This is a genomic window from Nocardia sp. NPDC004278, from assembly GCF_053602975.1.
The window spans coordinates 59241-83246 of the sequence record NZ_JBSGEQ010000004.1; the positions used below are offsets into that span (position 1 = coordinate 59241).

26 protein-coding genes are annotated in these 24006 nt (G+C 67.1%); 4 read left to right on the forward strand and 22 right to left on the reverse strand.

Annotation, left to right across the window (positions count from 1 at the left end):
• Nucleotides 1-2 precede the first annotated feature (2 nt).
• From resB to hemL, 5 genes are all read right to left on the reverse strand, one after another.
• Complete coding sequence (gene resB, locus ACWEO2_RS07475) at nucleotides 3-1655, reverse strand: cytochrome c biogenesis protein ResB (RefSeq protein WP_452404570.1); 1653 nt, start codon at nucleotides 1653-1655, stop codon at nucleotides 3-5.
• Complete coding sequence (locus ACWEO2_RS07480; protein ID WP_452404571.1) at nucleotides 1652-2485, reverse strand: cytochrome c biogenesis CcdA family protein; 834 nt, start codon at nucleotides 2483-2485, stop codon at nucleotides 1652-1654. Before ACWEO2_RS07480 ends, resB begins: the two co-directional genes overlap by 4 nt.
• 294 nt (nucleotides 2486-2779) lie before the next feature.
• A complete protein-coding gene (locus ACWEO2_RS07485; RefSeq protein ID WP_452404572.1) occupies nucleotides 2780-3403 on the reverse strand; it encodes a TlpA disulfide reductase family protein in 624 nt (207 codons plus the stop codon).
• Nucleotides 3400-4026, reverse strand: a complete 627-nt coding sequence (locus ACWEO2_RS07490) for a histidine phosphatase family protein (protein WP_354959903.1) — start codon at nucleotides 4024-4026, stop codon at nucleotides 3400-3402. The genes ACWEO2_RS07485 and ACWEO2_RS07490 overlap by 4 nt, the downstream gene beginning before the upstream one ends.
• Nucleotides 4027-4127: 101 nt before the next feature.
• Nucleotides 4128-5465 carry a glutamate-1-semialdehyde 2,1-aminomutase gene (gene hemL, locus ACWEO2_RS07495; protein WP_452404573.1) on the reverse strand — a complete coding sequence of 446 codons (1338 nt, stop codon included), beginning with the start codon at nucleotides 5463-5465 and terminating at the stop codon, nucleotides 4128-4130.
• A 191-nt stretch (nucleotides 5466-5656) separates the two neighbouring features.
• Here hemL and ACWEO2_RS07500 point away from each other — a divergent pair, with 191 nt between their 5' ends.
• The gene (locus ACWEO2_RS07500) at nucleotides 5657-6037 is read left to right on the forward strand and encodes a hypothetical protein (RefSeq protein ID WP_355179517.1); all 381 of its coding nucleotides are present in this window, start codon (nucleotides 5657-5659) and stop codon (nucleotides 6035-6037) included.
• Here ACWEO2_RS07500 and ACWEO2_RS07505 read toward each other — a convergent pair.
• The 6 genes from ACWEO2_RS07505 to ACWEO2_RS07530 all read right to left on the reverse strand — a co-directional run bounded on the left by ACWEO2_RS07505 (nucleotide 6034) and on the right by ACWEO2_RS07530 (nucleotide 10853).
• Nucleotides 6034-6264, reverse strand: a complete 231-nt coding sequence (locus ACWEO2_RS07505; RefSeq protein ID WP_452404574.1) for a hypothetical protein — start codon at nucleotides 6262-6264, stop codon at nucleotides 6034-6036. The two genes, ACWEO2_RS07500 and ACWEO2_RS07505, sit on opposite strands and share 4 nt — an antisense overlap.
• Nucleotides 6265-6445: 181 nt before the next feature.
• Nucleotides 6446-6712: a hypothetical protein gene (locus ACWEO2_RS07510; RefSeq protein ID WP_354959876.1), complete on the reverse strand. Its 267-nt coding sequence runs from the start codon at nucleotides 6710-6712 to the stop codon at nucleotides 6446-6448.
• Entirely contained in the window at nucleotides 6709-7266 is a 558-nt protein-coding gene (locus tag ACWEO2_RS07515) for a hypothetical protein (RefSeq protein ID WP_452404575.1), read from the reverse strand. The genes ACWEO2_RS07510 and ACWEO2_RS07515 overlap by 4 nt, the downstream gene beginning before the upstream one ends.
• A 332-nt stretch (nucleotides 7267-7598) precedes the next feature.
• On the reverse strand, nucleotides 7599-8015 hold the full coding sequence (locus tag ACWEO2_RS07520; RefSeq protein ID WP_452404576.1) for a hypothetical protein: 417 nt from the start codon (nucleotides 8013-8015) through the stop codon (nucleotides 7599-7601).
• Nucleotides 8016-8923: 908 nt separating this feature from the next.
• A complete protein-coding gene (hemB, locus tag ACWEO2_RS07525; RefSeq protein WP_452404577.1) occupies nucleotides 8924-9901 on the reverse strand; it encodes a porphobilinogen synthase in 978 nt (325 codons plus the stop codon).
• A 58-nt stretch (nucleotides 9902-9959) separates the two neighbouring features.
• Complete coding sequence (locus tag ACWEO2_RS07530) at nucleotides 9960-10853, reverse strand: SDR family NAD(P)-dependent oxidoreductase (RefSeq protein WP_452404835.1); 894 nt, start codon at nucleotides 10851-10853, stop codon at nucleotides 9960-9962.
• Between ACWEO2_RS07530 and ACWEO2_RS07535 the strand changes: the two genes are divergently transcribed.
• On the forward strand, nucleotides 10844-11671 hold the full coding sequence (locus tag ACWEO2_RS07535; protein WP_452404578.1) for a tetratricopeptide repeat protein: 828 nt from the start codon (nucleotides 10844-10846) through the stop codon (nucleotides 11669-11671). The genes ACWEO2_RS07530 and ACWEO2_RS07535 overlap by 10 nt on opposite strands.
• Nucleotides 11668-12090, forward strand: coding sequence for a hypothetical protein (locus tag ACWEO2_RS07540; RefSeq protein ID WP_452404579.1), 423 nt, complete (start codon nucleotides 11668-11670; stop codon nucleotides 12088-12090). The genes ACWEO2_RS07535 and ACWEO2_RS07540 overlap by 4 nt, the downstream gene beginning before the upstream one ends.
• Before the next feature lie 118 nt (nucleotides 12091-12208).
• Here the strand turns inward: ACWEO2_RS07540 and ACWEO2_RS07545 are convergent, their stop codons facing one another.
• The 5 genes from ACWEO2_RS07545 to ACWEO2_RS07565 form a co-directional block, all read right to left on the reverse strand.
• Nucleotides 12209-13771 carry a bifunctional uroporphyrinogen-III C-methyltransferase/uroporphyrinogen-III synthase gene (locus ACWEO2_RS07545; protein ID WP_355179509.1) on the reverse strand — a complete coding sequence of 521 codons (1563 nt, stop codon included), beginning with the start codon at nucleotides 13769-13771 and terminating at the stop codon, nucleotides 12209-12211.
• 73 nt (nucleotides 13772-13844) lie between these two features.
• A complete protein-coding gene (gene hemC, locus ACWEO2_RS07550) occupies nucleotides 13845-14906 on the reverse strand; it encodes a hydroxymethylbilane synthase (protein WP_452404580.1) in 1062 nt (353 codons plus the stop codon).
• Nucleotides 14903-16348, reverse strand: a complete 1446-nt coding sequence (locus ACWEO2_RS07555; protein ID WP_355179505.1) for a glutamyl-tRNA reductase — start codon at nucleotides 16346-16348, stop codon at nucleotides 14903-14905. The genes hemC and ACWEO2_RS07555 overlap by 4 nt, the downstream gene beginning before the upstream one ends.
• Entirely contained in the window at nucleotides 16345-17166 is an 822-nt protein-coding gene (locus ACWEO2_RS07560; protein ID WP_452404581.1) for a redox-sensing transcriptional repressor Rex, read from the reverse strand. Before ACWEO2_RS07560 ends, ACWEO2_RS07555 begins: the two co-directional genes overlap by 4 nt.
• A 253-nt stretch (nucleotides 17167-17419) precedes the next feature.
• A complete protein-coding gene (locus ACWEO2_RS07565) occupies nucleotides 17420-17680 on the reverse strand; it encodes a glutaredoxin family protein (RefSeq protein WP_354961370.1) in 261 nt (86 codons plus the stop codon).
• Between the two features lie 129 nt (nucleotides 17681-17809).
• Here ACWEO2_RS07565 and ACWEO2_RS07570 point away from each other — a divergent pair, with 129 nt between their 5' ends.
• Complete coding sequence (locus tag ACWEO2_RS07570; RefSeq protein ID WP_452404836.1) at nucleotides 17810-18820, forward strand: HAD family hydrolase; 1011 nt, start codon at nucleotides 17810-17812, stop codon at nucleotides 18818-18820.
• Between the two features lie 114 nt (nucleotides 18821-18934).
• Here the strand turns inward: ACWEO2_RS07570 and ACWEO2_RS07575 are convergent, their stop codons facing one another.
• The 6 genes from ACWEO2_RS07575 to ACWEO2_RS07600 all read right to left on the reverse strand — a co-directional run bounded on the left by ACWEO2_RS07575 (nucleotide 18935) and on the right by ACWEO2_RS07600 (nucleotide 23937).
• Nucleotides 18935-19966, reverse strand: coding sequence for a lysophospholipid acyltransferase family protein (locus ACWEO2_RS07575; RefSeq protein ID WP_452404582.1), 1032 nt, complete (start codon nucleotides 19964-19966; stop codon nucleotides 18935-18937).
• Entirely contained in the window at nucleotides 19963-20994 is a 1032-nt protein-coding gene (locus tag ACWEO2_RS07580; protein WP_354961380.1) for an NAD-dependent epimerase/dehydratase family protein, read from the reverse strand. Before ACWEO2_RS07580 ends, ACWEO2_RS07575 begins: the two co-directional genes overlap by 4 nt.
• A gap of 281 nt (nucleotides 20995-21275) precedes the next feature.
• Nucleotides 21276-21377, reverse strand: coding sequence for a 30S ribosomal protein bS22 (locus tag ACWEO2_RS07585; RefSeq protein ID WP_003402602.1), 102 nt, complete (start codon nucleotides 21375-21377; stop codon nucleotides 21276-21278).
• Nucleotides 21378-21546: 169 nt separating this feature from the next.
• On the reverse strand, nucleotides 21547-21837 hold the full coding sequence (locus tag ACWEO2_RS07590; protein ID WP_433198628.1) for an excisionase family DNA-binding protein: 291 nt from the start codon (nucleotides 21835-21837) through the stop codon (nucleotides 21547-21549).
• A gap of 276 nt (nucleotides 21838-22113) precedes the next feature.
• Nucleotides 22114-22953, reverse strand: a complete 840-nt coding sequence (gene proC, locus ACWEO2_RS07595; RefSeq protein ID WP_452404583.1) for a pyrroline-5-carboxylate reductase — start codon at nucleotides 22951-22953, stop codon at nucleotides 22114-22116.
• Nucleotides 22954-23025: 72 nt separating this feature from the next.
• A complete protein-coding gene (locus ACWEO2_RS07600; RefSeq protein ID WP_452404837.1) occupies nucleotides 23026-23937 on the reverse strand; it encodes a thioesterase family protein in 912 nt (303 codons plus the stop codon).
• Between the last annotated feature and the right edge of the window lie 69 nt (nucleotides 23938-24006).

A 24006-nucleotide genomic window follows, 5' to 3' on the forward strand; every position in this document is an offset into this window, starting at 1 on the left:
GGTCACTCTCCCGGTCGGTCCGTGGACGCGGCGGATTGGTCATCGAGCAGGCGCTTGCGCAGGCGATCGAACTCGCCGCCCCAGCCCGCCTGATCGGTTCTGGCGAGCCCGCCCATCTCTACTACGGTGCGTCGTTTATCAACGTTACCGGCTTCATCGTCGGCCGGGTAGCAGCGGATCCAGATGCGTCGCCGCTTCACCAGCAGCGACACCAGCAGCCCGGCCATCATGGCCAGCGCACTCACCAGCACCCACTGCTGCGCCGGATCATGCGATACCTGCAGGTTCACGAATTCCTGCGCGCCGTCGAAGGTGACCTTGGTGCCATTGGGCAGGGTGGTCGACTCGCCGGGCCGCAGGTTGACCCTGGCCTCCTTGGTCAGTCGCCCCTGCTTGATCTGCTCGGGATCCAGCGCGAACAGCGACTGCGGCTTACCGGTGTCCAGACCGGTGTCGCCGCGGTAGACGTCCACCGCGACCGCCGGATCGTTCATGGTCGGGAACGACGAGGTCAGCAGGCTGCCGTGGAGCAGGGCGGTCGGCGCGAACAGCCCCTCGACGGCGATCTGGTTCTTGCGGCGTTCTTCGTCGGTCGCGTACATGCCGCCGGGTGGATCGATCCGCAGCACACCGCTGGACAGGAAGGTCTGGGCATTATCGGGCCGCCACTGGACGGTCTCGGTTCGGGTCTGCCCGTTCGGGAAGGTCACCGTGAATGTCGGCGCGAATCCGTGGCCCTGCAGGTACAGCCGGTCCCCCGCGACGCGCAGTGGATGGTTCACCTGAATCTGCGCAGCGCGCCAGGTATTGCTCTGCAGATCGGCCTCGGCCTGATATTCGATATTCGAGGTGAACATCTCGGCCTGGCCGTTCTTCAGGTAGTCGGCCTTGAAGTCCTTGACCCGCACACACAGCGGCGCCATACCGGTGCCGTCGTTGATATTGCCCGCCTTGAACGAGTCGAAGACCGCGGGCGAGGTGGTGCAGAAGCCGGGACCGTTGTTCGCGATGACGATCACACTGCCCTCGTACCCGAAAAGCTTGCCGACCGCGATGGCGACGAGCAGTCCGACCAGGGCCAGGTGGAAGACGAGGTTGCCGAGTTCGCGGGTATAGCCCTTTTCCGCGGACAGGGTGATCTCACCGTCACGGGTGCCCTCGCGCACCTCGGTTCGCCAGCCGCGCAGTTCCTTTCGCGCGTGTTCGAGTACCGCGTCCGGGGCGCCGTCGACCGTCTCGGAGTAATGGTGCGGCAGCCGCGACAGGTTGCGCGGCACCCGAACCGGCGGTGTGCGCAGTGCGCGGTAGTGGTCCAGGCAGCGCGGCAGAATGCAGCCGACCAGCGAGATGAACAGCAGCGCATAGATCGCCGTGAACCAGAAACTGGAGAACACGTCGAACAGCTGGAACCGGTCCATCCACGGACCGAGCGTCCGGCGGTCGGCGATGTACTGGGCGACCTTGCCCTCATTGAGATTCCGCTGCGGCAGCAGCGCCCCCGGAATAGCGGCCAAGGCCAGCAGGAACAGCAGCACCAGCGCGGTGCGCATACTGGTGAGCCCGCGCCAGGCATTGCGCACGAGCGCCCACGCGCGACCCGGTAGCGATTGGCGCGGCGGTGTCACCGGCGCCTCGGGTCTGTCGATCACGGTCATATCGGCAAGGTCACCTCGGAAACGAATGCATCGCGCACCCAGGCGACGAACTGGTCCCATGCCCCGGTGACCAGCGCGATGCCGACCGCGACCAGCAGCATGCCGCCGATGAGCTGAATAGTGCGGGAATTGCGCCGCAGCCAGCCGACACCGCGCAGCGCACTCGCCGAACCGAAGGCCAGGATCACGAACGGCAGTCCGAGACCGAGGCAGTAGGCGACGATCAGCGCGACGCCGCGCACCGCCGTCGTGCCGTCGGTCCCGGCCGAGACCGCCATCACCCCGGACAGCGTCGGCCCGAGACACGGCGTCCAGCCGAGCGCGAAGACCGCGCCGAGCAGCGGAGCGCCCGCGATGCTGGTGAGCCTGCGCGGCTCCATCCGGGTATCGCGCTGCAATGCGGGGACCAGACCGATGAACACCAGACCCATCAGGATGGTGACCACACCGCCAACCCGTTGCAGCAGTTCACGATTCACATTCAAGGTCTGGATGACACCGAAAACCGTCGCGGTGGCGAGCACGAACACGACGGTGAATCCGGCGACGAACAGGCCGGCCGCGCCGGCCACCCGCAGCCGACCCGTGCGTGCCGCAGCCCGCTCCGAAACCGCCGTACCGCCAAGGCTTTTGGCTTGTGCGGCGGTGGCGGGCGGCGCCTCGGCACCGACCAGCCCGGCGAGGTAGGACAGGTAACCCGGAACCAGCGGCACCACACACGGCGAGGCGAACGAGACCAGCCCGGCCAGAAGGCAGGCGCCGAGTGCCAACAACAGCGGCCCGGTCGCCGCCGTCTGCTGGAACGAATCACCAACTGCGGCCAGCACCATCAGTCGATCTCCACCGGGGGTCGATCGTCGCGCTCGGGCACCGGCGCCGCAGAAGTATTTGTTGCGGGGGGAACAAAGTCCATCATGGAATCGGCCGCGGCGCTGCGCGGTACGGCGGCCACGCCGACCCACCGGTCATCGACGGTCCAGACACCGCGAACGAGTCGAGCGGCCTGCCGCGGGCGACACGCGCGCGGGCTACGAGTACGGCGATCGCGATTCACGATTGCACCTTCCTACCGCTCGATATCGAGCGGGATGTAATTACGGCATGGGCCGAACGGCGGCACGGGGTCACTGGGAACCTTCCGCGGCAATGCGTTCGACGACTGGTTGGAGGTCTTCCGCCAAGAGCGACCGGAGGAAGACAGCGGCCACCCGATGTTGCCGATCCAGCACCAGCGTGGTGGGAATGACACTGGTCGGGAAGTTGCCGCCGAGCGCGAGCAGGGTGCGCATGGACGGGTCGTAGACGGACGGATAACCGACCTTGTTGTCGACGACGAAGTCCTGCGCCTTGTCCTGCTGGAAATCACGGACATTGATGCCGAGAAAGACGACGCCCCTGTCCTTTGTTGCCTCGTAGACCTTTTCGAGCGCGGGCGCCTCAGCGCGGCACGGCCCGCACCACTGCCCCCACAGATTCAGGACGACCACCTTGTTGGGGAAGTCGGCGACCGAAGTGGTCTTGCCCGAGGTCATCAGATCCGGCCCGGCGAGCTTGCCGATGGTGCCACGCGCGGCGGGCGGGTCATAGTAAATATCGGTTTTGCCACCGGGCGAGACGAATTCGAACGTACCGCCGGAGGCCACCGCATCCTTCCCGGTCGAACAACCCGCGAGCACGGCGACCAGGGCCACGCACGCGAGCAGGACCGGCGCACAGCGCCGGGCCAACGGCCGGGAGGAAGTTCTCATGCGCCGTGCACCGTGGGATCCGAACCGCCAGCGGGTTCGGAGTAGACGATGTCGACGAGGGTGTCGCCCTGGTAGACCAGCGAGGTCAGCGAGGCGAGCGAGCACTGCCGGTGGCGCGGATCGTGCCAGAGCCGCTGGCCCTGCAGGAACCGCCGCAGCGTCCAGACCGGCAGCTGATGTGAGACCAGCACCGCCTCATGTCCGGCCGCCTCCACCCGGGCCTTGTTCACCGCGGCCAGCATGCGGTGCGCGATCTGCAGATACGGCTCGCCCCAGGACGGGGTGAACGGATCGCGCAGCTTCCACCAGTGCCTAGGCTTGCGCAGCGCGCCGTCACCGACCGAAACCCGCAGGCCCTCGAAGGTATTACCGGCCTCGATCAGGTTCTCGTCGGTGCGCACGATCAGCCCGTGCTGCCTGGCGATCGGCTCGGCGGTCTCCTGCGCGCGCTGTAGCGGCGAGGCGATGACCAGCGCGATGTCATGATCGGCGAGCGAACGCGCCACCGCACCGGCCTGCGCGCGCCCGGTGACCGAGAGGCTGAACCCGGGCAGGCGACCGTAGAGAATGCCCTTCGGGTTGTGCACCTCGCCGTGTCGCAACACGTGCACGATGGTTTCGATGGCGTCGTCCTCGGGCGTCTCGACGCCGGGCCCGGCGGCCTCGGCGCTCGCGACCGGAGTCGGTGGTAGTTCGCGCTCTTCGGAATCTGGCTGGTCGGAACTCACGCGCTGGATCCTTCGGGGGTGGCGGCCGCGGCCGCGTGTGCGGCGGCGGGCAGGGCTGCGGCGATACGGTCGAACGCGTCCTCGTCGAGCGCCGCGGAGACGAACCAGGCCTCGAACGCGCTCGGCGGCGCGTACACGCCGCCATCTAGCAACGCGTGGAAGAAAGCGGGAAAACGCCAGGTCTGACTGGCTTTGGCGGCAGCGTAGTCGGTGACCGGACGGTCGGCGAAGAACACGCTCACCATATTGCCCGCGAACTGAACCCGATGCTCGACCCCGGCCGCGGTGAGCGCCTCGGTGAACAGGCCGCCGAGTCGCTCGGCGTTGCGATCGAGTGCGGCGTACACCGCGTCATCGGCCGCGCGCAACGAGGCGAGCCCCGCGGCGACCGCGACCGGATTGCCGGAGAGGGTGCCCGCCTGATACACCGGGCCGAGCGGCGCAAGGTGATTCATGATCTCGGCGCGTCCGCCGAAGGCGGCGGCGGGCAGTCCACCACTCATCACCTTGCCGAAGGTGTAGAGGTCACCGGCGACGCCGTCGAGGCCGAACCAGCCGGACCGGCTGACCCGGAATCCGGTCATCACCTCGTCCATGATCAGCAGCGCGCCGTGCTCGGCGGTCAGCTTGCGCAGTCCTTGGTTGAAGCCGGGCAGCGGCGCGATCGCGCCCATATTGCCCGCGGCGGCCTCGGTGATCACACCCGCGATCTCACCCGGATGCGCGGCGAAGGCCGCGGCGACGGCGTCGATGTCGTTGTAGGGCAGCACGATGGTGTCGCCCGCCTGTGCGCCGGTGACACCGGGCGAGGTCGGCAGGCCGAGCGTGGCGACACCGGACCCGGCGTCGGCCAGCAGGGCGTCCACATGGCCGTGATAGCAACCGGCGAACTTGATGATCTTGGCGCGGCCGGTGTAACCGCGCGCCAGCCGGACCGCGCTCATGGTGGCCTCGGTGCCGGAGTTCACCAGGCGGACCCGGTCCACCGGCGCCACCCGCTCGGCGATCAGCTCGGCGAGTTCGATTTCCGCCTCGGTCGGCGCGCCGAAGGACAGTCCGCCAACGGCCGCGCGCTGCACCGCCTCGACCACCGCGGGGTGCGCGTGGCCGAGGATCATCGGACCCCAGGAACACACCAGGTCGACATATTCGTTGCCGTCGACATCGATGAGCGTGTAACCGTTGGCCGAGGCGATGAATCGCGGTGTGCCGCCGACGGACTTGAATGCCCGCACCGGCGAGTTGACACCACCCGGAATCACCGAAGCAGCCCGGTCGAAGAGCTGAGCCGAGACCGGCACCGATGCCCTGGTCGCGCGCGGAGAAGAACTCACGACGTCCAGTGTCGCAGCCCGATCCGAAGGAGTCGACGACAGGGTGTAGTGGAGGTGATGCAGACCGCAGCCACACCGGAGTCCGGCAGGCAACACGCCGATCGCGGTTCGCGGCGATATCGGTGGCTGAATGATTGCTGGTGCGTAATCTCGGAGTGTCGTCGCACCATCTATGCCATCGGGAGAGCACCATGCGGTTTGCCGTCATCAGTGCCACGATCTGTGCCGCGGTCGCGGCCGCCGGGACCTTCGGCGCCGGGTCCGCCGCCGCCGCGGATCCGGTCGTGCAGCCCGACCGGGTCGGGCTGCACCTGAATCACGCGGAGACCACGACACTCGGCGACGGACCGGTGCCCGCATTGATCACCATGGTGGTGCCGCTCAGCCGGATCGGGGCCGGGCTGAAGGCCGACTCCGAGATCTACCACGACGAAAACGGCGGCGTGCACGCCTCATTGCGTCAGGTCATCACGGAGGCGGCCAGCCATCCGGACGGCACCGTCGTGCTGTACCTCAACGCGCCGGGCACCCACAGTGGCCGCCTGCTGGACATCTACCAGAACTGGAACTAGGTGTACATGCACGGCGCCGAGGCCGAGATGGTGTGCAGCTGGCACATGAAGTTGTTGTAGACACCCGCCGAACCCGAATCGGGCACGAAGATCGGGGCGGGCTGGGCCACCTCGGTCTCCGCGGGCTCCAGCGGCAGTCCCGGTGCGGCCCATGCGGGTGCCGCACCGATCGCGGCCGCCACGGCAACCGCCGCGCACACTTTCCCGGCAAAACGAATCACAAGCATTTCTCCCAGTCGACACGGTGCGGATAGTCGGCCGAAAGCATAACGGCCACAACAGTATTCACCGAATGCCGACCGTTGCGACCGAGACACCTCGCGGCGCGGCACTTGCACGGTAACCGAGTCGCGGCACATCCGCCAGGCATCGCTGGGCGGTAACGCCCACGCAGAACAGCCCGAACCCTCAGCGCGACCGCGCGGCCCGCACCGTCCGCGCGACGGCATCAATGGCGAGCGCGCCGCCGACAATGACCAGGAAAGTAGCCAGGACCAGCCGCGGGCCGCTATAGCGGGTGGCCTGGAAGCCGGGCACCTCGCCCGAGGGGGCGAAGGTGGTGGTGATCAACCCGCTGCGCCAACTCACCACCGCGAAGACCGCGCAGGCCAGGGCGAGCGTCAGTTCGACCAACGCGGGCAGCATTCGGTCACCGAGCACGATCAATCGCTTCAACGATCCGCTCCGTTCTCGCTGTGTTCGGTTTCCTCAGTGCTCGGCGCGGCGCGGCCCGCGTCCTCGGCCTTGTCCGGGTCGGTCCCGCCCAATGCCTCGGTGAGCGCGGCCCGCAGTCCGCGGTGATTCTTCGCCCACGCCTGGACCAGAACACCGTCGACCAGTCGCAGCCCGATGCCCTTGCGCCGACGCGGCACCCCGCTCAACTCACCGAGCGAACGCGCCGATTCCCAATCCTCATCGTCCCAGGAATCCTCGTCCCGCTCGGGCAGCACCGCATCGATGGTCGCCAGCGGCAGGGTTTCGGTGCCCTCGCGCAACGCGGTATCGGTCAGCTCGACGCTCACATGCCGCTGCCCCGCGATCACCTGCAGCACAACGAAACCCGCGATCAGCGCGGCACAGAAAATGAGGGCGAACCAGTGCACCTGGGCGGCGGTCACCAATTCCAGAATCAAAACGATCAGACACAGCAGCGGCCCGTAGGCCACCGAACGCCACCGTGCGCCCGGTTCCGCGAACAGGATGGCCGTGCCATTCCCGGTATCCGTCACACCACGCTCCCGGTCACGCCGAGCGCAGCGCCGGGAATCGTCCTCCGGCCCCGGATCAGCCGACCTTGCCGGGCAACAGCAGCACCGCGACGGTAACCAAGCCGAAGAGGATCAGCAGACTCAGCACGAGCAGATCTCGTCGAATGCTCTGCGGCTGTTGGATAACCACTCGCATCGATGCCTCCGATCTTCGGGAGCCATCTGGTCGACGTTCTTACGAGACGTAAGTCAACGTGTAACAAATAACTACCGGTTCCCATTTCCGCTGTGACAACCCTCACGATACATGCTGGCGTTTCCTTGACAAACTCGCGGGCGACTCCACGCCCCATTCACCTGCGGTTCATTTGAAAGTATGCGGTCGAGTCCGGACGGTGACTCAGATAAACCGCGCCCGCCGCGAGTACACCCTGCACGATCGCGGCCGCGCCGGCCACCAGCGAGGCCGCTCCGGTCACCGCTTCCAGCGCGAACAGGGTGCCGACCGCGATCAGCACCAGCCAGACGCCGATGGCGGTCAACAGCGTCCGCGCCCACAGCTTTCCGCGCACCATCTGATGTACGAACAGCAGCGTCAATGCGGCCAGCGACAAACCGATAAGCACGCCGACCACAAAGGCCAGCGAAACCATGAGCTGCGCACTGGCCATCGTGAAGTTCGGATCGCTCGCATGCACCTGGTCGTACATCTTCTGCGCATACTCACCGCGCTGCTGCACAGCCGCCAGAATCGACCCGATCAACTGCACAATCCCAAATCCGATAACCCCCCACCACAATTGCCGCGCCGTCCGAATATCCTCCGGCGGCTCCGGCCGCAGCCCGACAACCGAACCACCCGGATGGGGGCCCGGTGCGTAGGGACCCTGTGGGTATGGACCTGGTGTGTAAGGGCCCTGTGGATACGGCCCAGGCGGATAGGTACCCGGAAGGTACGCCCCCGGCGAACTCGCGCCCTGCGGATGCTCCCAAGGTGAATTGGCTCCCGGCGAGTACGACTCCGCCGAACGCGCTCCCTCGGGATGCACCCCAGCCGAATTCGACCCCGACAATGACGGCTCAGGTCGACTCGCTCCCTGCGGATGCGACCCAGACAAATTCGGCTCCGACAAGAACGGCTCGGCCCTACTCGCTCCCGCAGAACTCAGACCATCCGGATCAGAACCCGGCAACACCGACTCGGCCGACTCCGGACCCGACGACTCAGGCGAACCCGCTCCCACCAGATCCGAACCGGAGGGACTCACTCCCCGCGGATGCGACCCAGACGAATCCGACTCCGACAAGGACAGCTCGGCCCTACTCACCCCCGCAGAACTCAGACCATCCGGATCCGAACCCGGCAACACCGACTCGGCCGACTCCGGACCCGACGACTCAGGCGAACCCGCTCCCACCAGATCCGAACCGGAGGGACTCACTCCCCGCGGATGCGACCCAGACGAATCCGACTCCGACAAGGACAGCTCGGCCCTACTCACCCCCGCAGAACTCAGACCATCCGGATCAGAACCCGGCAACACCGACTCGGCCAGCGCGGGATCCAACGACTTCGGCCCCGACGATTCGGGTGCTGACGACTCCGGCAGTGGTGACTCCGGTGCTGGCGAATCCGAATCGGACGGATTCGGAGTGGGCGTATCCGATCTAGACGAATTCACGACAGCCAGTGTGCGGCCTCGGTCGCCCAGTAGGTGAGCACGATGTCCGCGCCCGCCCGGCGGATGCCGATCAGTGATTCCAGGATGGCGGCGCGGCGGTCGATCCAACCGCGCTGGGCGGCGGCGGTGATCATCGCGTACTCACCGGAGATCTGGTACGCGGCGACCGGCACGGTCGAGTGGTCGGCGACATCGCGGAGGATATCCAGATACGACATCGCGGGTTTCACCATCACGATGTCCGCGCCTTCGGCCAGATCCAGCTGCAGCTCCCGGATCGACTCGCGGCGGTTCGCCGGATCCTGCTGGTAAGTGCGCCGATCCCCCTCCAGCGAGGAGGCGACGGCCTCACGGAACGGGCCGTAGAACGCCGAGGCGTACTTGGCGGCATAGGCGAGGATGCCGGTATCGGTGCGCCCGACCGCGTCGAGGCCGCGTCGGATCGCGCCCACCTGGCCGTCCATCATGCCGCTGGTGCCGAGCAGATCCGCACCGGCGTCCGCCTGCGCGAGGGCCATCTCCACATAGCGGTGCAGGGTGGCGTCATTGTCGACGGCGCCGTCGGCGGACAGCACGCCGCAGTGCCCGTGATCGGTGAATTCGTCCAGGCAGGTATCGGCCATGACAACGGTCGCATCGCCGACCTCCTCGGCCAGCGCGCGCAGACCGCGGTTCAGGATCCCATCGGGATCGCTGGCCTTGCTGCCGGTGGCGTCCTTGTCCTCGGGCAGCGGCACGCCGAATAGCATCAGCCCGCCGACCCCCGCGGTGACCGCCTCGACCGCCGCCTTGCGCAGCGAATCCATCGAGTGCTGGCGCACCCCCGGCATGGACCCGATCTCGCGCGGCTCGTCCAGCCCATCGGCGACGAACATCGGCAACACCAATTGCCGTGGCTGGAGAGTTGTTTCGGCCACGAGACGGCGCAGGGCGGGAGTACGGCGCAACCGCCGCGGGCGGTCCAATCCGGTCATAAACCGCACGATACGCCCGGTCCGAATGCCCGTTGCACGCGGCGGGTACACCGGCGGATCAGCGGGCCGGGAAGCCCGGCGGCATCTGCATCTTTCCGCCGCCGAACGGACCGCCACCGACCAGCACGGTGGCGCCGGCCATATAGCCGAGATCGTCGCCACACAGTGCAAGGATCGCGCGGGCGATCTCGGCGGGCTCGGCCATCCGACCCAGCGCGGATACATTCAGCGGACCCCACGCGTCCTTGAAGACCGCCCACATCGGATCCGGCAGCCCGGCCGGTCGGATCAGCGCGGTATTCGTGGTGCCCGGCGCGATCGCATTGACCCGGATGCCGCGCGGGCCGTACTGCTGCGCCATCGATCCCACCAGCCCCTCGATCCCGGCCTTACTCGCGGAGTAGGCGGGCGCGCTCGCCATCAACGACTTGGAGGCGGTACACAGGATCACCCCGCCGCCGGAGCGTTCCAGCAGCGGCACTTCGTATTTCACCGACAGGAAGATTCCGCGCAGATTGGTGTCGAGTACGTCGTCCCACTGCTCGACCGAAAGGTCCTCGGCCGCGCCCTCGATCCTGATCCCCGCATTGTTCAATGCCACATCCAGGCGGCCGAACCGGCGATCCACCTCGGCGACCAGCCGCTCGACCTCGGCCGGAACGCGGATATCGGTACGCACATAATGCGCGGCCCCGCCGATGGATTCGGCAATCCGCTCGCCGAGCTGTTCGCGCCGTCCGCAGAACACCACTGATGCGCCCTCGGCGGCGAACGCGCGCACGGCGGCCTCGCCGATACCCGTTAAGGATGTCTCGAGGATTCGGTAAGGCCACCGCGCGACACTGCGGCCACGCGGCGCCGGGCGGCCGTGCTGAGAATTGTGAGGTGCGGTGGCAGGGGGATGATGGTGGTGGGTGGCCGGTCTGGTTCCAGGAGCAGACGATGACCGAATTCACGATTCCGCCACGGCGGACCGATTGGAGTGGTCTGCGCAAGCTGGCGCGCGGCGGGGATCCGGGCGTCATCCTGCAGTTGGCGCAGCGGCTGTACGAGGCGGGCGAGTCGGCCGAGGCCGAACAGTGGTTCCGGCGTGCCGCCGCACAGGGCAGTGGACCGGCCATGGCGGGGCTGGGTGCGCTGCTCGCCTCGGACGGACGGATCTCGGAGGCGATCCGGTGGCTGGAGTTCGCGATCGCAGCCGACTGCCCCGGGGCCGATCAGCAGCTGGGAACGCTGTATCTGGAACGTGCGGACCTCGACGCCGCCGAGATGTGGTTCCTGCCGGCGGCCGAGGACGGATTGCCCGAGGCGCTGTGCAATATGGGAGTTGTCGCGAGTCGCCGCGGCTTCGACAACGAGGCTCGGCATTGGTACGAACGCGCGGTGCGGGCCGGAAGTCCAACGGCCATGCGCACTCTCGGAGTGTGGCTGGCGCGCGAGGGCAAGGTGGAGCGAGCGGTCGCCCTGCTGACCGAGGCCGTTCGGCGCGGCCGGGCCGATGCCATGGCGGTGCTCGGTGTGATCTTCCTCGAACACGGCGACTGGGTCGAGGGTGAACGGTGGCTGCGCCGTGGCGCGGAAGCTGGCGATGCCGATTCGATGTTCCACTTGGCGCGATTCCTGCGCGAACAACATGTGCGCGTGGATTTCTCGGACAATCCGGCCGCGGCCGCGGCAAAAGCCAAGGCGTACCGGGACGCTCGGTACTGGTTGGAACGCGCCGCAACACTGCGCCACCCCGAAGCCATGCGGCTACTGCACGACCTGTGAACCCGCGCGCCGATGCGGGCGTTGCAATGGTGGCCGAAACCCCTTGTGAGCGGGCGTTTTTGTCGGTGGGCAGTAGTAAAATCGAAGGCGTGTTCGAGGGAACTTTCCACGGTTCCCGATCGCGACGGGAGGACGCCACAGTGCCCAAAACCGCACCCGAGTCGAAGGTGATCGATCGACCTTATGTCCCGCTGCGCAAGCAGCCGCTGCCCGCCGGGCGACCGCGCAAGTGGTACATCTCGCACAACCGCCGCCTCAAGGCGATGCGCCTGACCATCGCGCTGCTGGACTCCGGCATCTACCTGCCGAGCCAGGCCAGCAATGAAAGAATCCGGCGGACAGCCGAACTCATCGATATCCGACCCCCGTCCGACACCACCTGCCGGTTGGTGCGGACCCTGATGCGCTACAGCCGCTGATCAACGGCGCTCGACGGTTGCGGCTCCGGTTGCGCGGCGAAGGGCCGACGCTAGCGACTGTTTGCAGGTCGCTCGAAACGGCCTGCCTTCGCCGCGCAACCGGGTAAGGCCGGGAAAGCTACCGACTGCGGCGGCTCTTCTTACGGGGCGGCGGCAGCAGCCCCTCGGCACGCAGGCGTGCCGCATGCTCGGCCAGCGCCTCCACCAGCGGGCCGACCTGGGCGACCTCGGGCTGCACATCCACGCGCAGACCGAATTCGATGGCCGTCTCGGCGGTCTTCGGGCCGATGCAGGCAACGATGGTGCGCGCGTGCGGCTTACCCGCGATGCCGACCAGATTGCGGACCGTGGAGGACGAGGTGAACAGGACCGCGTCGAAGCCGCCGGTCTTGATCATCTCGCGGGTCTCGGCGGGCGGCGGCGAGGCGCGCACCGTGCGGTAGGCCGTGACGTCATCGATCTCCCAGCCACGGTCGCGCAGACCCTCGGCGAGGGTTTCGGTGGCAATATCCGCGCGCGGCAACAGCACTCGGTTCACCGGGTCGAAAACGTCATCGTAGGGCGGGAAGTCGGCGAGCAGGCCCTCGGAGGACTGTTCGCCACTGGGCACCAGCTCCGGATTGATGCCGAACGAGCGCACCTTATCCGCGGTGGCCTCGCCGACGCAGGCGATCTTCACGCCCGAGAAGGCCCGTGCGTCCAAACCGAATTCGGCGAACTTCTCCCATACCGCGCGCACCGCATTGGTCGAGGTGAACACCACCCACTGGTAGCGACCGTCGACCAGTCCCTTGACCGCGCGCTCCATCTGGGCCGGACTGCGCGGCGGCTCGACCGCGATGGTCGGCACCTCCATCGGGATGGCGCCGTGGGTCACCAGTCGCTCGCTCATCTCGGCGGCCTGATCCTTGGTGCGCGGCACCAGCACGGTCCAGCCGTACAGCGCGCGCGACTCCCACCACGACATCTTCGACCGCTGCGCGACCACCTTGCCGATGGTCACCACCAGCGGGCCGACCAGTTCGGACGCCGCGCTGTTGAGCGTGGCCAGGGTGGCCTCGATGGTGCGCTGCTGGCGGGTGGTGCCACGCACCGTCACCGCGACCGGGGTCTGCGGCGCCATACCGTGTTCGACCAGCGCGCTCGCGGTTTCGGCCAGATGACCCGAGGTTGCCGAGAGCACCAGCGGGCCGGGTGCGGCGGCCAACGCGGCCCAGTCGACCTCGCCGCGCACATCGGCCTCGGTGTGCCCGGAGCCGAGCGCGATGCCGGCGAAGCTCGGCACCGCCGAGCCATTGGGCAGACCCGGCAGCACCTCGAAGACCATATGCGAACGAGTAACCGCATTGACCTCGGCGATCACCGAATCGGTCGTCAGCGGATCACCCGCGACGACCCGGACCACATCGTGGCCGCTACGCGCCTCGGCGATCAGCGTCTTGGCCACCTCGGCGGGATCGCCGAGCGCGGGCCGCACATCGACCGGACGCTCGCCGTCCGCGCCCGGCTCGACCTCGATACCGATCAGCGCGAGCACGCTCTTGTCGACATCGGGATCGGTGAACGCCAGCGTCGCGCGACCGAGCACCTCGCGAGCACGCACTGTCAGCAGTGCCACATCGCCGGGACCCGACCCGACGAACAAGATCCGACCAGGGTGCTTCTTGTGTGCTCGGCTCATGCCAGTACCTCGCTAGCGCTCGGCACCGGCATACCCGAAGGCGCTGTGCTGATGATTCGCACGCTGCACTCGCTCATTGGCTGTTCTCCATTGGGCTGGAATTGATGAAGTCAGTGGCGGGCGGGTTCACCGCCGATGTGGGGGAACCGGCAGACTCCGGTTCCGGCGCGCTGAGCAGCTCGCGGGCGCCCAGTTCGAGCAGTTCCCTGGCCAGCTCGCGGCCCAGTTCCGCGGCGCGCTCCGGCGGGCCGACCACGGAGGCACGCAACACATCGGAGCCGTCGACGGCCGCCGCGCAGCCGCGCAGCGAGAGTTCGTCGACGATCTTGCCGTCATCGTCGAGCGATTCGACGACCTCGGCAATGGCGCCGATCGGCGCGGTGCAACCGGCCTCGAGTTCGGCGAGCAGCGACCGCTCGGCAATGACGGCCGCACGGGTGGCGGCGTCGTCGAGTTCGGTAAGCACCTTGATCAATTCCGCGTCATCACTGCGGCATTCGACCGCCAGCGCGCCCTGCGCGGGTGCGGGCAACATCTGCACCGGCTCCAGTGCCTCGGTGACCGCGTCGAGCCGCCCGATGCGGGCAAGTCCGGCCCTGGCGACCACCACCGCGTCCAACTCGCCCGCGCTGACCTTGCGCAGGCGGGTATCCAGGTTGCCGCGCAGCGGCACAATGTCCAAGCCGAGTCCGAGGGCGCGCAATTGGGCCGCGCGGCGCGGTGCGGAGGTGCCGACCTTTGCACCGGCGGGCAGCTCACCGAGCACCAGACCATCGCGGGCCACCAGCGCGTCGCGCGGATCCTCGCGGTTCGGGATGGCGGCGATGGTGAAGCGCGGATCCTGTGCGGTCGGCAGGTCTTTGTACGAGTGCACCGCGATGTCGATATTTCCGGCGGCCAGTTCGTCGCGCAGCGCCGAGGTGAACACGCCGACACCGATCTTCTGCACCGGATCCGAGGACAGATCGCCCGCGGTCTTGATGACCACCAGCTCCGCATCGTGTCCGGCCGCGATCAGGGTGTCGCGAACCGTGCCCGCCTGGGTGAGGGCGAGCAGACTGCCTCTGGTGCCGATCCGCCACGGCACGCGTGTGCTGCCTGCGGTCACGTTTTCCTCTTCCTGCACAGCTGTCATGCCGTCTGCCCCTGTTCGTCGCCGCGGTGTCCGGCGGTGAAGTCGTCGGCAAGCGCGATCTCGCTGTCCCCGGTAAATCGCAGGGCGCCGCGCTCGTCGCCGATCGGACTGATTTCCATCGGTGTCGCAACCGCTTGCGCCGCACCGGGTTTGAGCTCGAACAATTCCCGCAGCGCCTCGGCGTAGGTATCCCCGCCCGGCGTCGAGGCCAGCTGCTTGACCCGCACCGTCGGCGCGTGCAGCAGTTTGTCGACGACGCGGCGCACCGTGCGCGCCACCTCGTCGCGCTCCGGATCGGCCAGCCCCGGCAGCCGGGAGTCGAGTCTGAGCAGTTCCGCCTCGACCACCTCGGCCGCGCGCTGACGCAGTGCGGCCACCGTCGGGGTGACCTCCGCCATGCGCTGGCCCGCAAGGTATTTCGCGAGTTCGTCGGCAACGATCGAGCGGGCGGCTGCGGTGTCGTCGGCGGCCGCACCGGCCGCCGGATCGCGCTGCAACGTCTCGATATCGATGACGGTCACACCCGGCAGACCGGCGACGGCGTGTTCGACATCGCGCGGCAGACCGAGATCGCAGAACACCAACGGCCGCTCTGCCGCAGCGAATTCGCTGCCGCGCTCGCGTTCGGCCAGGGCCCGATGGCTATCGGCCAGCGTCACCACCGCACCGACCGCACCGGTACAGGTGATCACGACATCGGCGGACGCCATCGCCTCGGTCAACCGCGACAGTTCCATCGAATCGGCCTCGACACCGTGGCTGCGCGCGGTGTCCGCCAGCCGCTTGGCCCGCGCGAGGGTGCGGTTCACCACGACAATGCGGCCGATGCCGGCACGCGACAGATGCGCCACCGCGAGTCCGCCCATGGCACCGGCCCCGACCACCACCGCGGTCCGACCGGCGAGCGGGCCGAGCACCTGCTGTGAGCGATCCAGCGCCACCGAAACCACCGAGGCACCGGCCCGGTCGATACCGGTCTCCGAATGCACCCGCTTGCCCACGCGCAATGCGTGCTGGGCCAGTTCGTGCAGGGTCCGCCCGACCGCCTGCTGGGCATCGGCGGAGGCATAGGCGCCGCGGATCTGGCTGAGCACCTGCTGCTCGCCGATCACCATCGAATCCAGGCCGCTGGCCACCGCGAACAGATGTTCGGCGGCGGCCTCGCTGTAGCGGACGTAGGCGTGCTTGGTCAGATCCGGCAGCGGCAGTCCGGAATGTTTGGTCAATAGTTCGCCGACCTCGGCGAGACCGCCGTGGAAGGCGTCGACAACGGCGTAGACCTCAACGCGGTTGCAGGTCGAGACGATCATCGCCTCGGAGACGTGGCTGGAGGTGAGCATTCGGTCGATCAGCTTCGGCCGGTCCGCGTCGGTGATCGCGACCTTCTCCAGAATCGAGACAGGCGCGCTGCGATGCGAAATCCCGACTAACAGAATGCTCATGGTGTAACCACCGATCCCTTGCTGGATGGCTCCGTTGCCGAATGCGAGGTCGTCGAGTGTTTGAGTGCCGGATGTCCGGCAGCAGTGTGCGCGGGTACGCGGTGGGCGATGCGGCCGGAGACCGCGTGCGCGATCTCGGGCAGGGCCGGAGCATTGCGCGCGGTCTCGAACGACAGCATCTGCAGCTCGACCGCCAGGTCGACCCGGCGGACCTCCACGGTCTCCGGCGCGGTCAGCTCACACGGGGCAAAGCTCAGGATCGACTGCAGCCCGGAGGCGACCAGCTGGTCGCAGACGTCCTGCGCCGCATCGTCGGGCACGGTGATCACTGCGATGGTCGGCTTCAACGCATCGATGGCCGGAGCCAGATCCGCGACATCGCGCACCACCAGACCGGCGACGGATAAGCCGATCACCTCGGGATGGCTGTCGAACATGCCGACCACGGTGAATCCACGCCGCCGGAAGCCGCCGTAGCCCACCAGGGCCCGGCCCAGATTTCCGGCGCCGACCAGCACCACCCGATGTCCCTGCGACAGACCGAGCACATCCTCGATCCTGGTGCGCAACTTGGCGACGTCATAGCCGACACCCCGAACGCCATTGGGGCCGAGGAAGGAAAGGTCCTTGCGTAACTTGGCGGAATTGACACCCGCCGCGACAGCCAGTTCCTCACTCGATACGATGGCAACACCGTCGTCGGCCAACATGGCGAGGACCCGGAGATAGGTGGCCAGCCGCGCCACCGTGGCCTGCGGGATGTCCTTCTGCAGAGCCCTGCCGGAGACGCCGCTTGGCGCCTCATGCTGCTCTGTCACGTCGTCGGCTCCTCGTTCCGGCCTCCGGCGAGGTCCGGTTCATCGTTCGACCTCGTGTGCCCGGGGCGGTCCGGTGCCATGGTCGAAGTATTCGGAATGCTGGGTTCACTACGCGGTGGATCCGCAGCCTCTGCATGCGGGTCGCGTGCCACCACCGTAACCGCTTGTGCAGCCCTTCACAAAGTCGGTGAATTTGGCCTCATTTTCCGCCGCGACCAGCAGCGCGGCGGAATCGGGCCGGATCAGCTATCGCTCAGCGAGTCAAGTCGGCCCGCAATCGGGGCTCGTCGACATCGAAATAGCTGTGCTCACGGCCGTCGAGCAGCACGACAGGAAGCCGGTCGCCGTACTCCGCGCGCAGGCCAGGGTCGGTTCCGGCGATTTCGTCGACATCAACGGTCGAGGGTTCGATGTCGAATTCGGCACAGATCGCCCGGAGTTGCTCGAGCGCGGTGACGCAGAGCCCGCAGCCCGATCTCGTCAGCAGCGTCACCGAATGTGTGGGATTGGTCATGGCCGATATTAAATCGCCTCGGCACGCCCCGATCGGAGCGTGCCGTACTGCCTTAACTGTCACCGCGGCCAGCTAATGTGGGGGTGGTTCGCGCGACGGGCGGAGGTACTGGTGCCGGAACGATCGAAGGTGGCAAGGGCAGGTTTCATCGCGGGACGATTCGGCGAGTTTCCGGTGCGGTGGAATCAGGGTCGGCTCGGCCAGGGTCTGCAGGACCAACTCGCACGCATCTCTCGCAGCCCCTTCGGCCCGAGCGAGGAAGAGCTGCGGGCCAATCTGGCCGGTGAGGCCAGTGCCGAGGCGGCGCTGTCACTGCACGACGCCGAACTCGCCGAGGCCGATGTCGAGGCGCTCGGGCCCGAGGTACCACGTGACCTGACCGCGGCCGCGTTCTTCGATGTCGACAACACCATGGTGCAGGGTGCGTCGATCGTGCATTTCGCCCGCGGGCTGGCCGCGCGCAAATACTTCAAGACCTCTGATCTGGTGGACGTCGCCTGGAAACAGGTGAAGTTCCGGGTCACCGGCAAGGAGAACAGCACCGATATGGCCGCAGGCCGGGAGAAGGCACTCGCATTCATCGCGGGCCGCCCGACCGCCGAATTGGCCGCCCTCGGCGAGGAGATCTACGACGAGATCATCGCCGACAAGATCTGGCCGGGGACAAGGGCTTTGGCACAGATGCACCTGGACGCGGGGCAGCAGGTATGGCTGGTTACCGCGACGCCGGTCGAGTTGGCGCAGGTGATCGCGAAGCGGCTCGGGCTGACCGGCGCACTCGGCACGGTTGCCGAGAGCGTGGACGGCAAGTTCACCGGACGGCTGGTCGGCGACATTCTGCACGGGCTCGGCAAGGCACATGCGGTGCGCACGCTGGCGGTCCGAGAAGGGTTGAACCTCAAGCGTTGTACGGCCTACTCCGACAGCCACAACGATGTGCCGATGCTGTCGCTGGTCGGCACCGCGGTGGCGATCAATCCGGATTCGGATCTACGCGAGGTGGCGAAGAATCGCGGCTGGGAGATCCGCGACTTCCGTACCGGACGCAAGGCCGCCAAGATCGGCGTGCCGACGGCGCTGGCGCTCGGTGCCGCCGGTGGCGCGGTAGCCGCGGCGGTCACCCGACGCCGCGAGCACTGATCAGCCCGCACCGTCGCCCCTGCGAACGCCGGAATCCAGTGCGGTCGAGGGGTTTCCGGACTGGGTCCCGGCGTTCGCCGGGACGACGGGTCAGGCTAACGTCCGGGTCGTCCGCTAACCCGTGAACGGGTTGCGACGCTTGGTGAGTAGCTTGTAGAGCGTCTGCTGGATGGTTTCGCGGACCTGGTCGGTGACCTCGAACATGGTCATCGGATCGTCGGCCGCCTCGGCCTCGTAGCCGGTGGTCGGGATCGGCTCGCCGAATTCGATGTACCACTTGGACGGCAGCGGCAGCGCGCCGAGCGGGCCCAAATGCGGGAACAGCGGTGTCACCGGGAAATACGGCAGATTGAGCAGTCGCGCCAGCGGCTTGATATCGGCCAGCTTCGGGTAGATCTCCTCGGAGCCGACGATCGAGCACGGGATGATCGGCGTGCCGGTCCGCACCGCCGCCGCGACGAAGCCACCGCGACCGAAGCGCTGCAGCTTGTACCGGTCGGTGAACTGCTTACCGACGCCCTTGAAGCCCTCGGGGAAAACACCGGTCAATTCGCCAGCGCGCAAAAGCCTTTCGGCATCCGGGCGGCAGGCCAGGGTGTGGCCCGCCTTACGGGCCAGCACGCCGAGCACCGGCATCTCGAAGATGAGGTCGGCGGCCAGCAGGCGCAGCGCGCGTTCCTTCGGATGCCGATCGTGAACCGCCAGTTGCAGCATCAGCCCGTCGAGCGGAACCGTGCCCGCGTGGTTGGCGACGATCAGCGCACCGCCTGCCTCCGGAATGTTCTCGATCCCGTTGACCTGCACCCGGAACCAGTAATCCGAGAGCGGGCGCAGCGTGGGCAGGATGAGCGATTCGAGCAGATGCTCGTCGAAACCGAATTCGTCGACCTGGTAGTCGCCGGTCATGCGGCGACGCGCGAATTCCGCGGTGCTGCGGATCTGCTTGCCGACGGCGCCGCGCAGCATATCCGATAGGGACTGCGGCGCGGGCGGTTCGCTCGCGGCCAGACGTTCGGTGAGCGAGGTCACCACCTGGCTCGGCGTTGCCTCGCCGGTCACCGGCTCCGGCCAGCGCCGGGGCGCGGTTCGCTGACGCGTTTCTATGTTCAGATCGTGGAGTTGGATGACTTTGGCTACGTCATTCATGAATGTGCTCCCGTACCGGCCCCTAACAGGCCGAGCAGTTTATGTTCTGCGGCATCGACCCAGGCGGGATCGATGACGGGCCGCGACGCTGCGCCCCCAATGAAGTCGTCGAATGCCTGCACCGTCGTCCAGCGCGGTACGAACCCGAGCTCGGTGCGCATGCGGGTGGTGTCGAGGCCACAGCCGAAATGGAAATAGTCGAGCTGTTCACTGGTGAAATCACGCATGATCGGCCCCATGAGCGCGCGACCCGCGGTGCGGAACACCATCCACGGGATCGGCAGCTCGATGCGGCCAGCGCGCCGGATGGCCTGTGATAGCGCCAGCGCGCCGTCACCGGCGATGTTGTAGGTGCCGCCGGGTGCCTGCCGCGCAGCGTGCGCCATCGCGGCGATGGCGTCCTCCTCGTGCAGCAACTGCAGCCTGGCATCGCGGCCGAAGACCGTCGGCGCCACCGGCGAACGCAGATACTGCACACCGCGCCCGGCCAGGCGCGGGCCGACAATGGGCGCCAGACGCAAAATCGCGGTAGCAATATCGGGGCGGCGCCGACCGAGTCCGCGAACGAATCCCTCGATTTCGATCATGTCCCGAGCAAACCAACCGCTCGGTGGCGTTCGCGCGCTCATTTCCTCGGTGAATTTCGCCGGATCCTTGGCGCTGCATCCGTAGACCGCGGAGGTCGAACGCACCACCACCCGACGCACCGAAGGCGATTTCTGACAGACCGCGAGCAGTTGCATGGCGCCGAGGACATTGAGATCCTTCATCACCGCCCGGCCGCCACCGGCCGGGGGATGCGCGACCATCGACGCGTGCACAACGGTATCGACCTCGTTGCCGCCGATTACCTTGCGGATCAAGGGATTTCGAATATCGGCGCGAATGAACTCGGCGCGGCCCATGCGCCGTTGCAGGTCACGACCGGGGGTCATGGTGTCGACGGCCAGGATGCGTTCGATGTTCTGATCCTGGGCCAGCCGCGCGACCACGTTGCCGCCGAAGAATCGGCTGGCACCGGTCACCATCACCACCTTGGGTGTATGTCCATCCCGTACCTCAGAACCCACCGCACCGGATCCCAACTGTGACAGCCCCCCATTCCATTGACTGCGCTACCAGCGTAACTGGTCGATTCGCATACGCCGGGATTATTAACCAGGTTCTAACGATGACTTCAGTCACCCGAAACACGAGCAACATTCAAAACTCGCTGTTTCAAAAAGAAAAGCCCGCCACCAATCGGTGACGGGCCTCCCAGCTAACGCGCTGACCGTTTCGAGCGACCTGCAAGCAGTCGCTACGCTTCTTACTTGCCGAGTTTGCGCCGCTGAACACGCGTGCGGCGAAGCAGCTTGCGGTGCTTCTTCTTCGACATGCGCTTGCGGCGCTTCTTGATCACAGAACCCATAGGGTTGTCCTCGCGTTCTCTCTACTCGGCGCGCACGCCAATCACGTACGCCTGTTTCAGCGTCCGCGCCGCCAGCAGGCACCGGACACCACAAAGCGGTGCCGCCAGGCAGGCGCACACGAACCGAGGGTTCATCCTACCGGGACACCGACAAGCGGATGAAATCGCCTCATCCAGCGTCGAAGTAGGACGTCTCCAGGTAGTCGTGGACCGCTTTGGCGTGCACCCGGAACGAGCGACCGACCCGCACGGCGGGCAATTCACCCGAGTGCACCAGCCGATAGACGGTCATCTTGGATACCCGCATGAGATTCGCCACCTCGGCGACGGTGAGGAACTGGGTACCACCGCCGAGCACCGATTGCGTCGGAGACGCCGAGCCGCCTTGCGTCCGGGAACCGGCCCGGCCGCCCGATGGTCCTGAGCTACCTGGCGACGTCCCTGAGCTATTTGCAGACATCTTGTTAGACATCATTGCACCACTGACCTCCGGCACGTCCGCGCCGCCGGCTTCCCCACCGGCGGAACAGACACGCACGTGCTCCTTGAAGCTTAGCGGGACCAGTGGGATTACTGCGACGGGTGTGAGAAATCAGGTTTACATGCAGGGAACCGACCGGTCACCATGAATATGCGCTGAGTTTGATTTCGGTCACCCCGGACTACCCCCTACGGGCAAGCTACCGCCTCCGGGCCGGTCGCGCGCCGCTGTCGGCACTTCCGGGGCCTTGCGTGGTCACGCTGCGCTACCGCCTCCCGGCCCATCGCCTGCGCCCTGCTCCGCCGACCTGTGCTTGGCAGCATGCAATGCCTCGAGAAAGGCCGAGCGCACCCCGCCCCGCTCCAATTCACGCATCGCGGCGGCGGTGGTGCCCGCCGGAGAGGTCACGGCGGCGCGTAGCTCGACGGCAGTCTGCCCGGACTCCTCGAGCAGCGCGGCCGAGCCGATCATCGTCTGCACCACGAGCTGGGTGGCGACATCGCGGGCCAGGCCGAGTCCGACACCGGCATCGATCATGGCCTCGACCACCAGGAAGAAGTACGCGGGTCCGGAGCCCGATACCGCGGTCACCGCGTCCATCTGCGCCTCGGTCACGGTGGCCACCTTGCCAACCGCGGCGAGCAATTCGGTCACCTGGGCCAGTTGTTCGGAGCGGGCATAGCGGCCCGGTGCGAGCACACTCATGCCCTCACCGACCAGCATCGGGGTATTCGACATCACCCGCACCACCGGGAATCCGGCGGGCAGTTTGTTCTCCAGGCGCGTCGTCGGCACACCCGCGGCCAGCGACACCAGGATCTGATCCCGGTCGCTGTCGAGTTCGGCCTTGGCCAGCTGGGTAAGGACGGTATCAACATCACCCGGCTTGACCGCGATGACCAGGACATCCGCGCCGACGATCGCGTCGGCGATCGAATCGGTCACCCGTACACCGAGCCGGTCGCCGATCAGTTCGGCGCGATCCGGATGCGTCTCCACGACGACCAGATCCCTGGCCGCCCGTCCCGATTCCAACAACCCGGCGATCAACGCCTCCCCGATGCGACCGCCACCGATCACCGCAACTCTCGTCATAGGACTACAGGCTAATCGCGCGGCAATATCGCCCCGGCGCTGGGGAACCGGTGCCAGTGCGGAAAACCCCTGCTACCGCTGCTGCGGCACCAGCGCGAGCTGGCGACTCTGCGCCACGACCGCACCGGTGGAGTCCAGGACCAGCTGGTCCTCGTCGAACATGCGGCCGCCGACCTCTTGACTGGTCGCGATGATCCGCAGCCAGCCCGGAGCGGGCCGACGGCGCAGGTAGGTGGTCATCTGCACCGTCGGAGCCCAGCCGAAGTGGCCCAGGTTGACCGGAACCGGCGGGCTGATATCGGCGGACATCATCGCGAAGTACATGGCGACATCGAGGTCCTGCTGATCGCCGTCGAATGGACGCATCCAAAGACGCAGGCGCGGCTCACCCTTCTCGCCGTCGAGGAACGGCGCCCAGGAACGGTCGAGGTACAGGTCGGCACCCTGGGCGACATGGACGAACTTGCCCATCGACGAGCCCTGGTACCCGATCGCATCGGCGGGCGGTTCGACCGGCATATCGCCGTGCTGCCGCGCGAAGACCGGCTCGACGTCATCGAGCTGGCCGAAGGTGAAGGCGGTGCGCACCAGCTTGCGTCCCTGCTGGATCAGGTTCACATCGACCAGGCAGATCTGTCGACCCACCTTGCTGATGTGCACCTCGTATTCGACCTCACCTGGTTCGGGGGCACCGAGGAAATCGGAGCTCGCCGCGATGGGGGCCATTGCCACCAGGGCCGGATCGGAGGCGCGCAGCCAGCGGGTGGCCGCAGCGGCGCTGGTCGCGACCATGGTGCCGCCGTGCACCTTCGGGCCGATGGTCCAGATTTTATCGATGAAGCCCAGGTAGCGGCCGGTTTCTGGAGTTGCCGACAGCAGTTCGGTCAGGGTGACCACTCGGCTGAAAGGTGCATTGCTGGCGACTGCTTGCGGGTCGCTGGAAGCGACACCGCTAGCGGCGGTTCGCTCGAGATCGGCGGTCAGCTCCGGCATCGTCACTCCTATCGTCGGTCGGCCCGCAAAAGCGGGTCGCGGCGTTCGTACAGCGTAAAC

Coding starts and splice junctions, on each gene's coding strand:
- ACWEO2_RS07545 (WP_355179509.1), bottom strand. CDS start 13,771: ATGAGCCGAGCACACAAGAAGCACCCTGGTCGGATCTTGTTCGTCGGG.
- proC (WP_452404583.1), bottom strand. CDS start 22,953: ATGACGAGAGTTGCGGTGATCGGTGGCGGTCGCATCGGGGAGGCGTTG.
- ACWEO2_RS07565 (WP_354961370.1), bottom strand. CDS start 17,680: ATGACCAATCCCACACATTCGGTGACGCTGCTGACGAGATCGGGCTGC.
- ACWEO2_RS07535 (WP_452404578.1), top strand. CDS start 10,844: ATGACCGAATTCACGATTCCGCCACGGCGGACCGATTGGAGTGGTCTG.
- ACWEO2_RS07480 (WP_452404571.1), bottom strand. CDS start 2,485: ATGGTGCTGGCCGCAGTTGGTGATTCGTTCCAGCAGACGGCGGCGACC.
- ACWEO2_RS07575 (WP_452404582.1), bottom strand. CDS start 19,966: ATGAATGACGTAGCCAAAGTCATCCAACTCCACGATCTGAACATAGAA.
- ACWEO2_RS07580 (WP_354961380.1), bottom strand. CDS start 20,994: ATGGTGACCGGTGCCAGCCGATTCTTCGGCGGCAACGTGGTCGCGCGG.
- hemC (WP_452404580.1), bottom strand. CDS start 14,906: ATGACAGCTGTGCAGGAAGAGGAAAACGTGACCGCAGGCAGCACACGC.
- ACWEO2_RS07500 (WP_355179517.1), top strand. CDS start 5,657: ATGCGGTTTGCCGTCATCAGTGCCACGATCTGTGCCGCGGTCGCGGCC.
- ACWEO2_RS07585 (WP_003402602.1), bottom strand. CDS start 21,377: ATGGGTTCTGTGATCAAGAAGCGCCGCAAGCGCATGTCGAAGAAGAAG.
- ACWEO2_RS07485 (WP_452404572.1), bottom strand. CDS start 3,403: ATGAGAACTTCCTCCCGGCCGTTGGCCCGGCGCTGTGCGCCGGTCCTG.
- resB (WP_452404570.1), bottom strand. CDS start 1,655: ATGACCGTGATCGACAGACCCGAGGCGCCGGTGACACCGCCGCGCCAA.
- ACWEO2_RS07555 (WP_355179505.1), bottom strand. CDS start 16,348: ATGAGCATTCTGTTAGTCGGGATTTCGCATCGCAGCGCGCCTGTCTCG.
- ACWEO2_RS07505 (WP_452404574.1), bottom strand. CDS start 6,264: ATGCTTGTGATTCGTTTTGCCGGGAAAGTGTGCGCGGCGGTTGCCGTG.
- ACWEO2_RS07590 (WP_433198628.1), bottom strand. CDS start 21,837: ATGTCTGCAAATAGCTCAGGGACGTCGCCAGGTAGCTCAGGACCATCG.
- hemB (WP_452404577.1), bottom strand. CDS start 9,901: ATGACCGGATTGGACCGCCCGCGGCGGTTGCGCCGTACTCCCGCCCTG.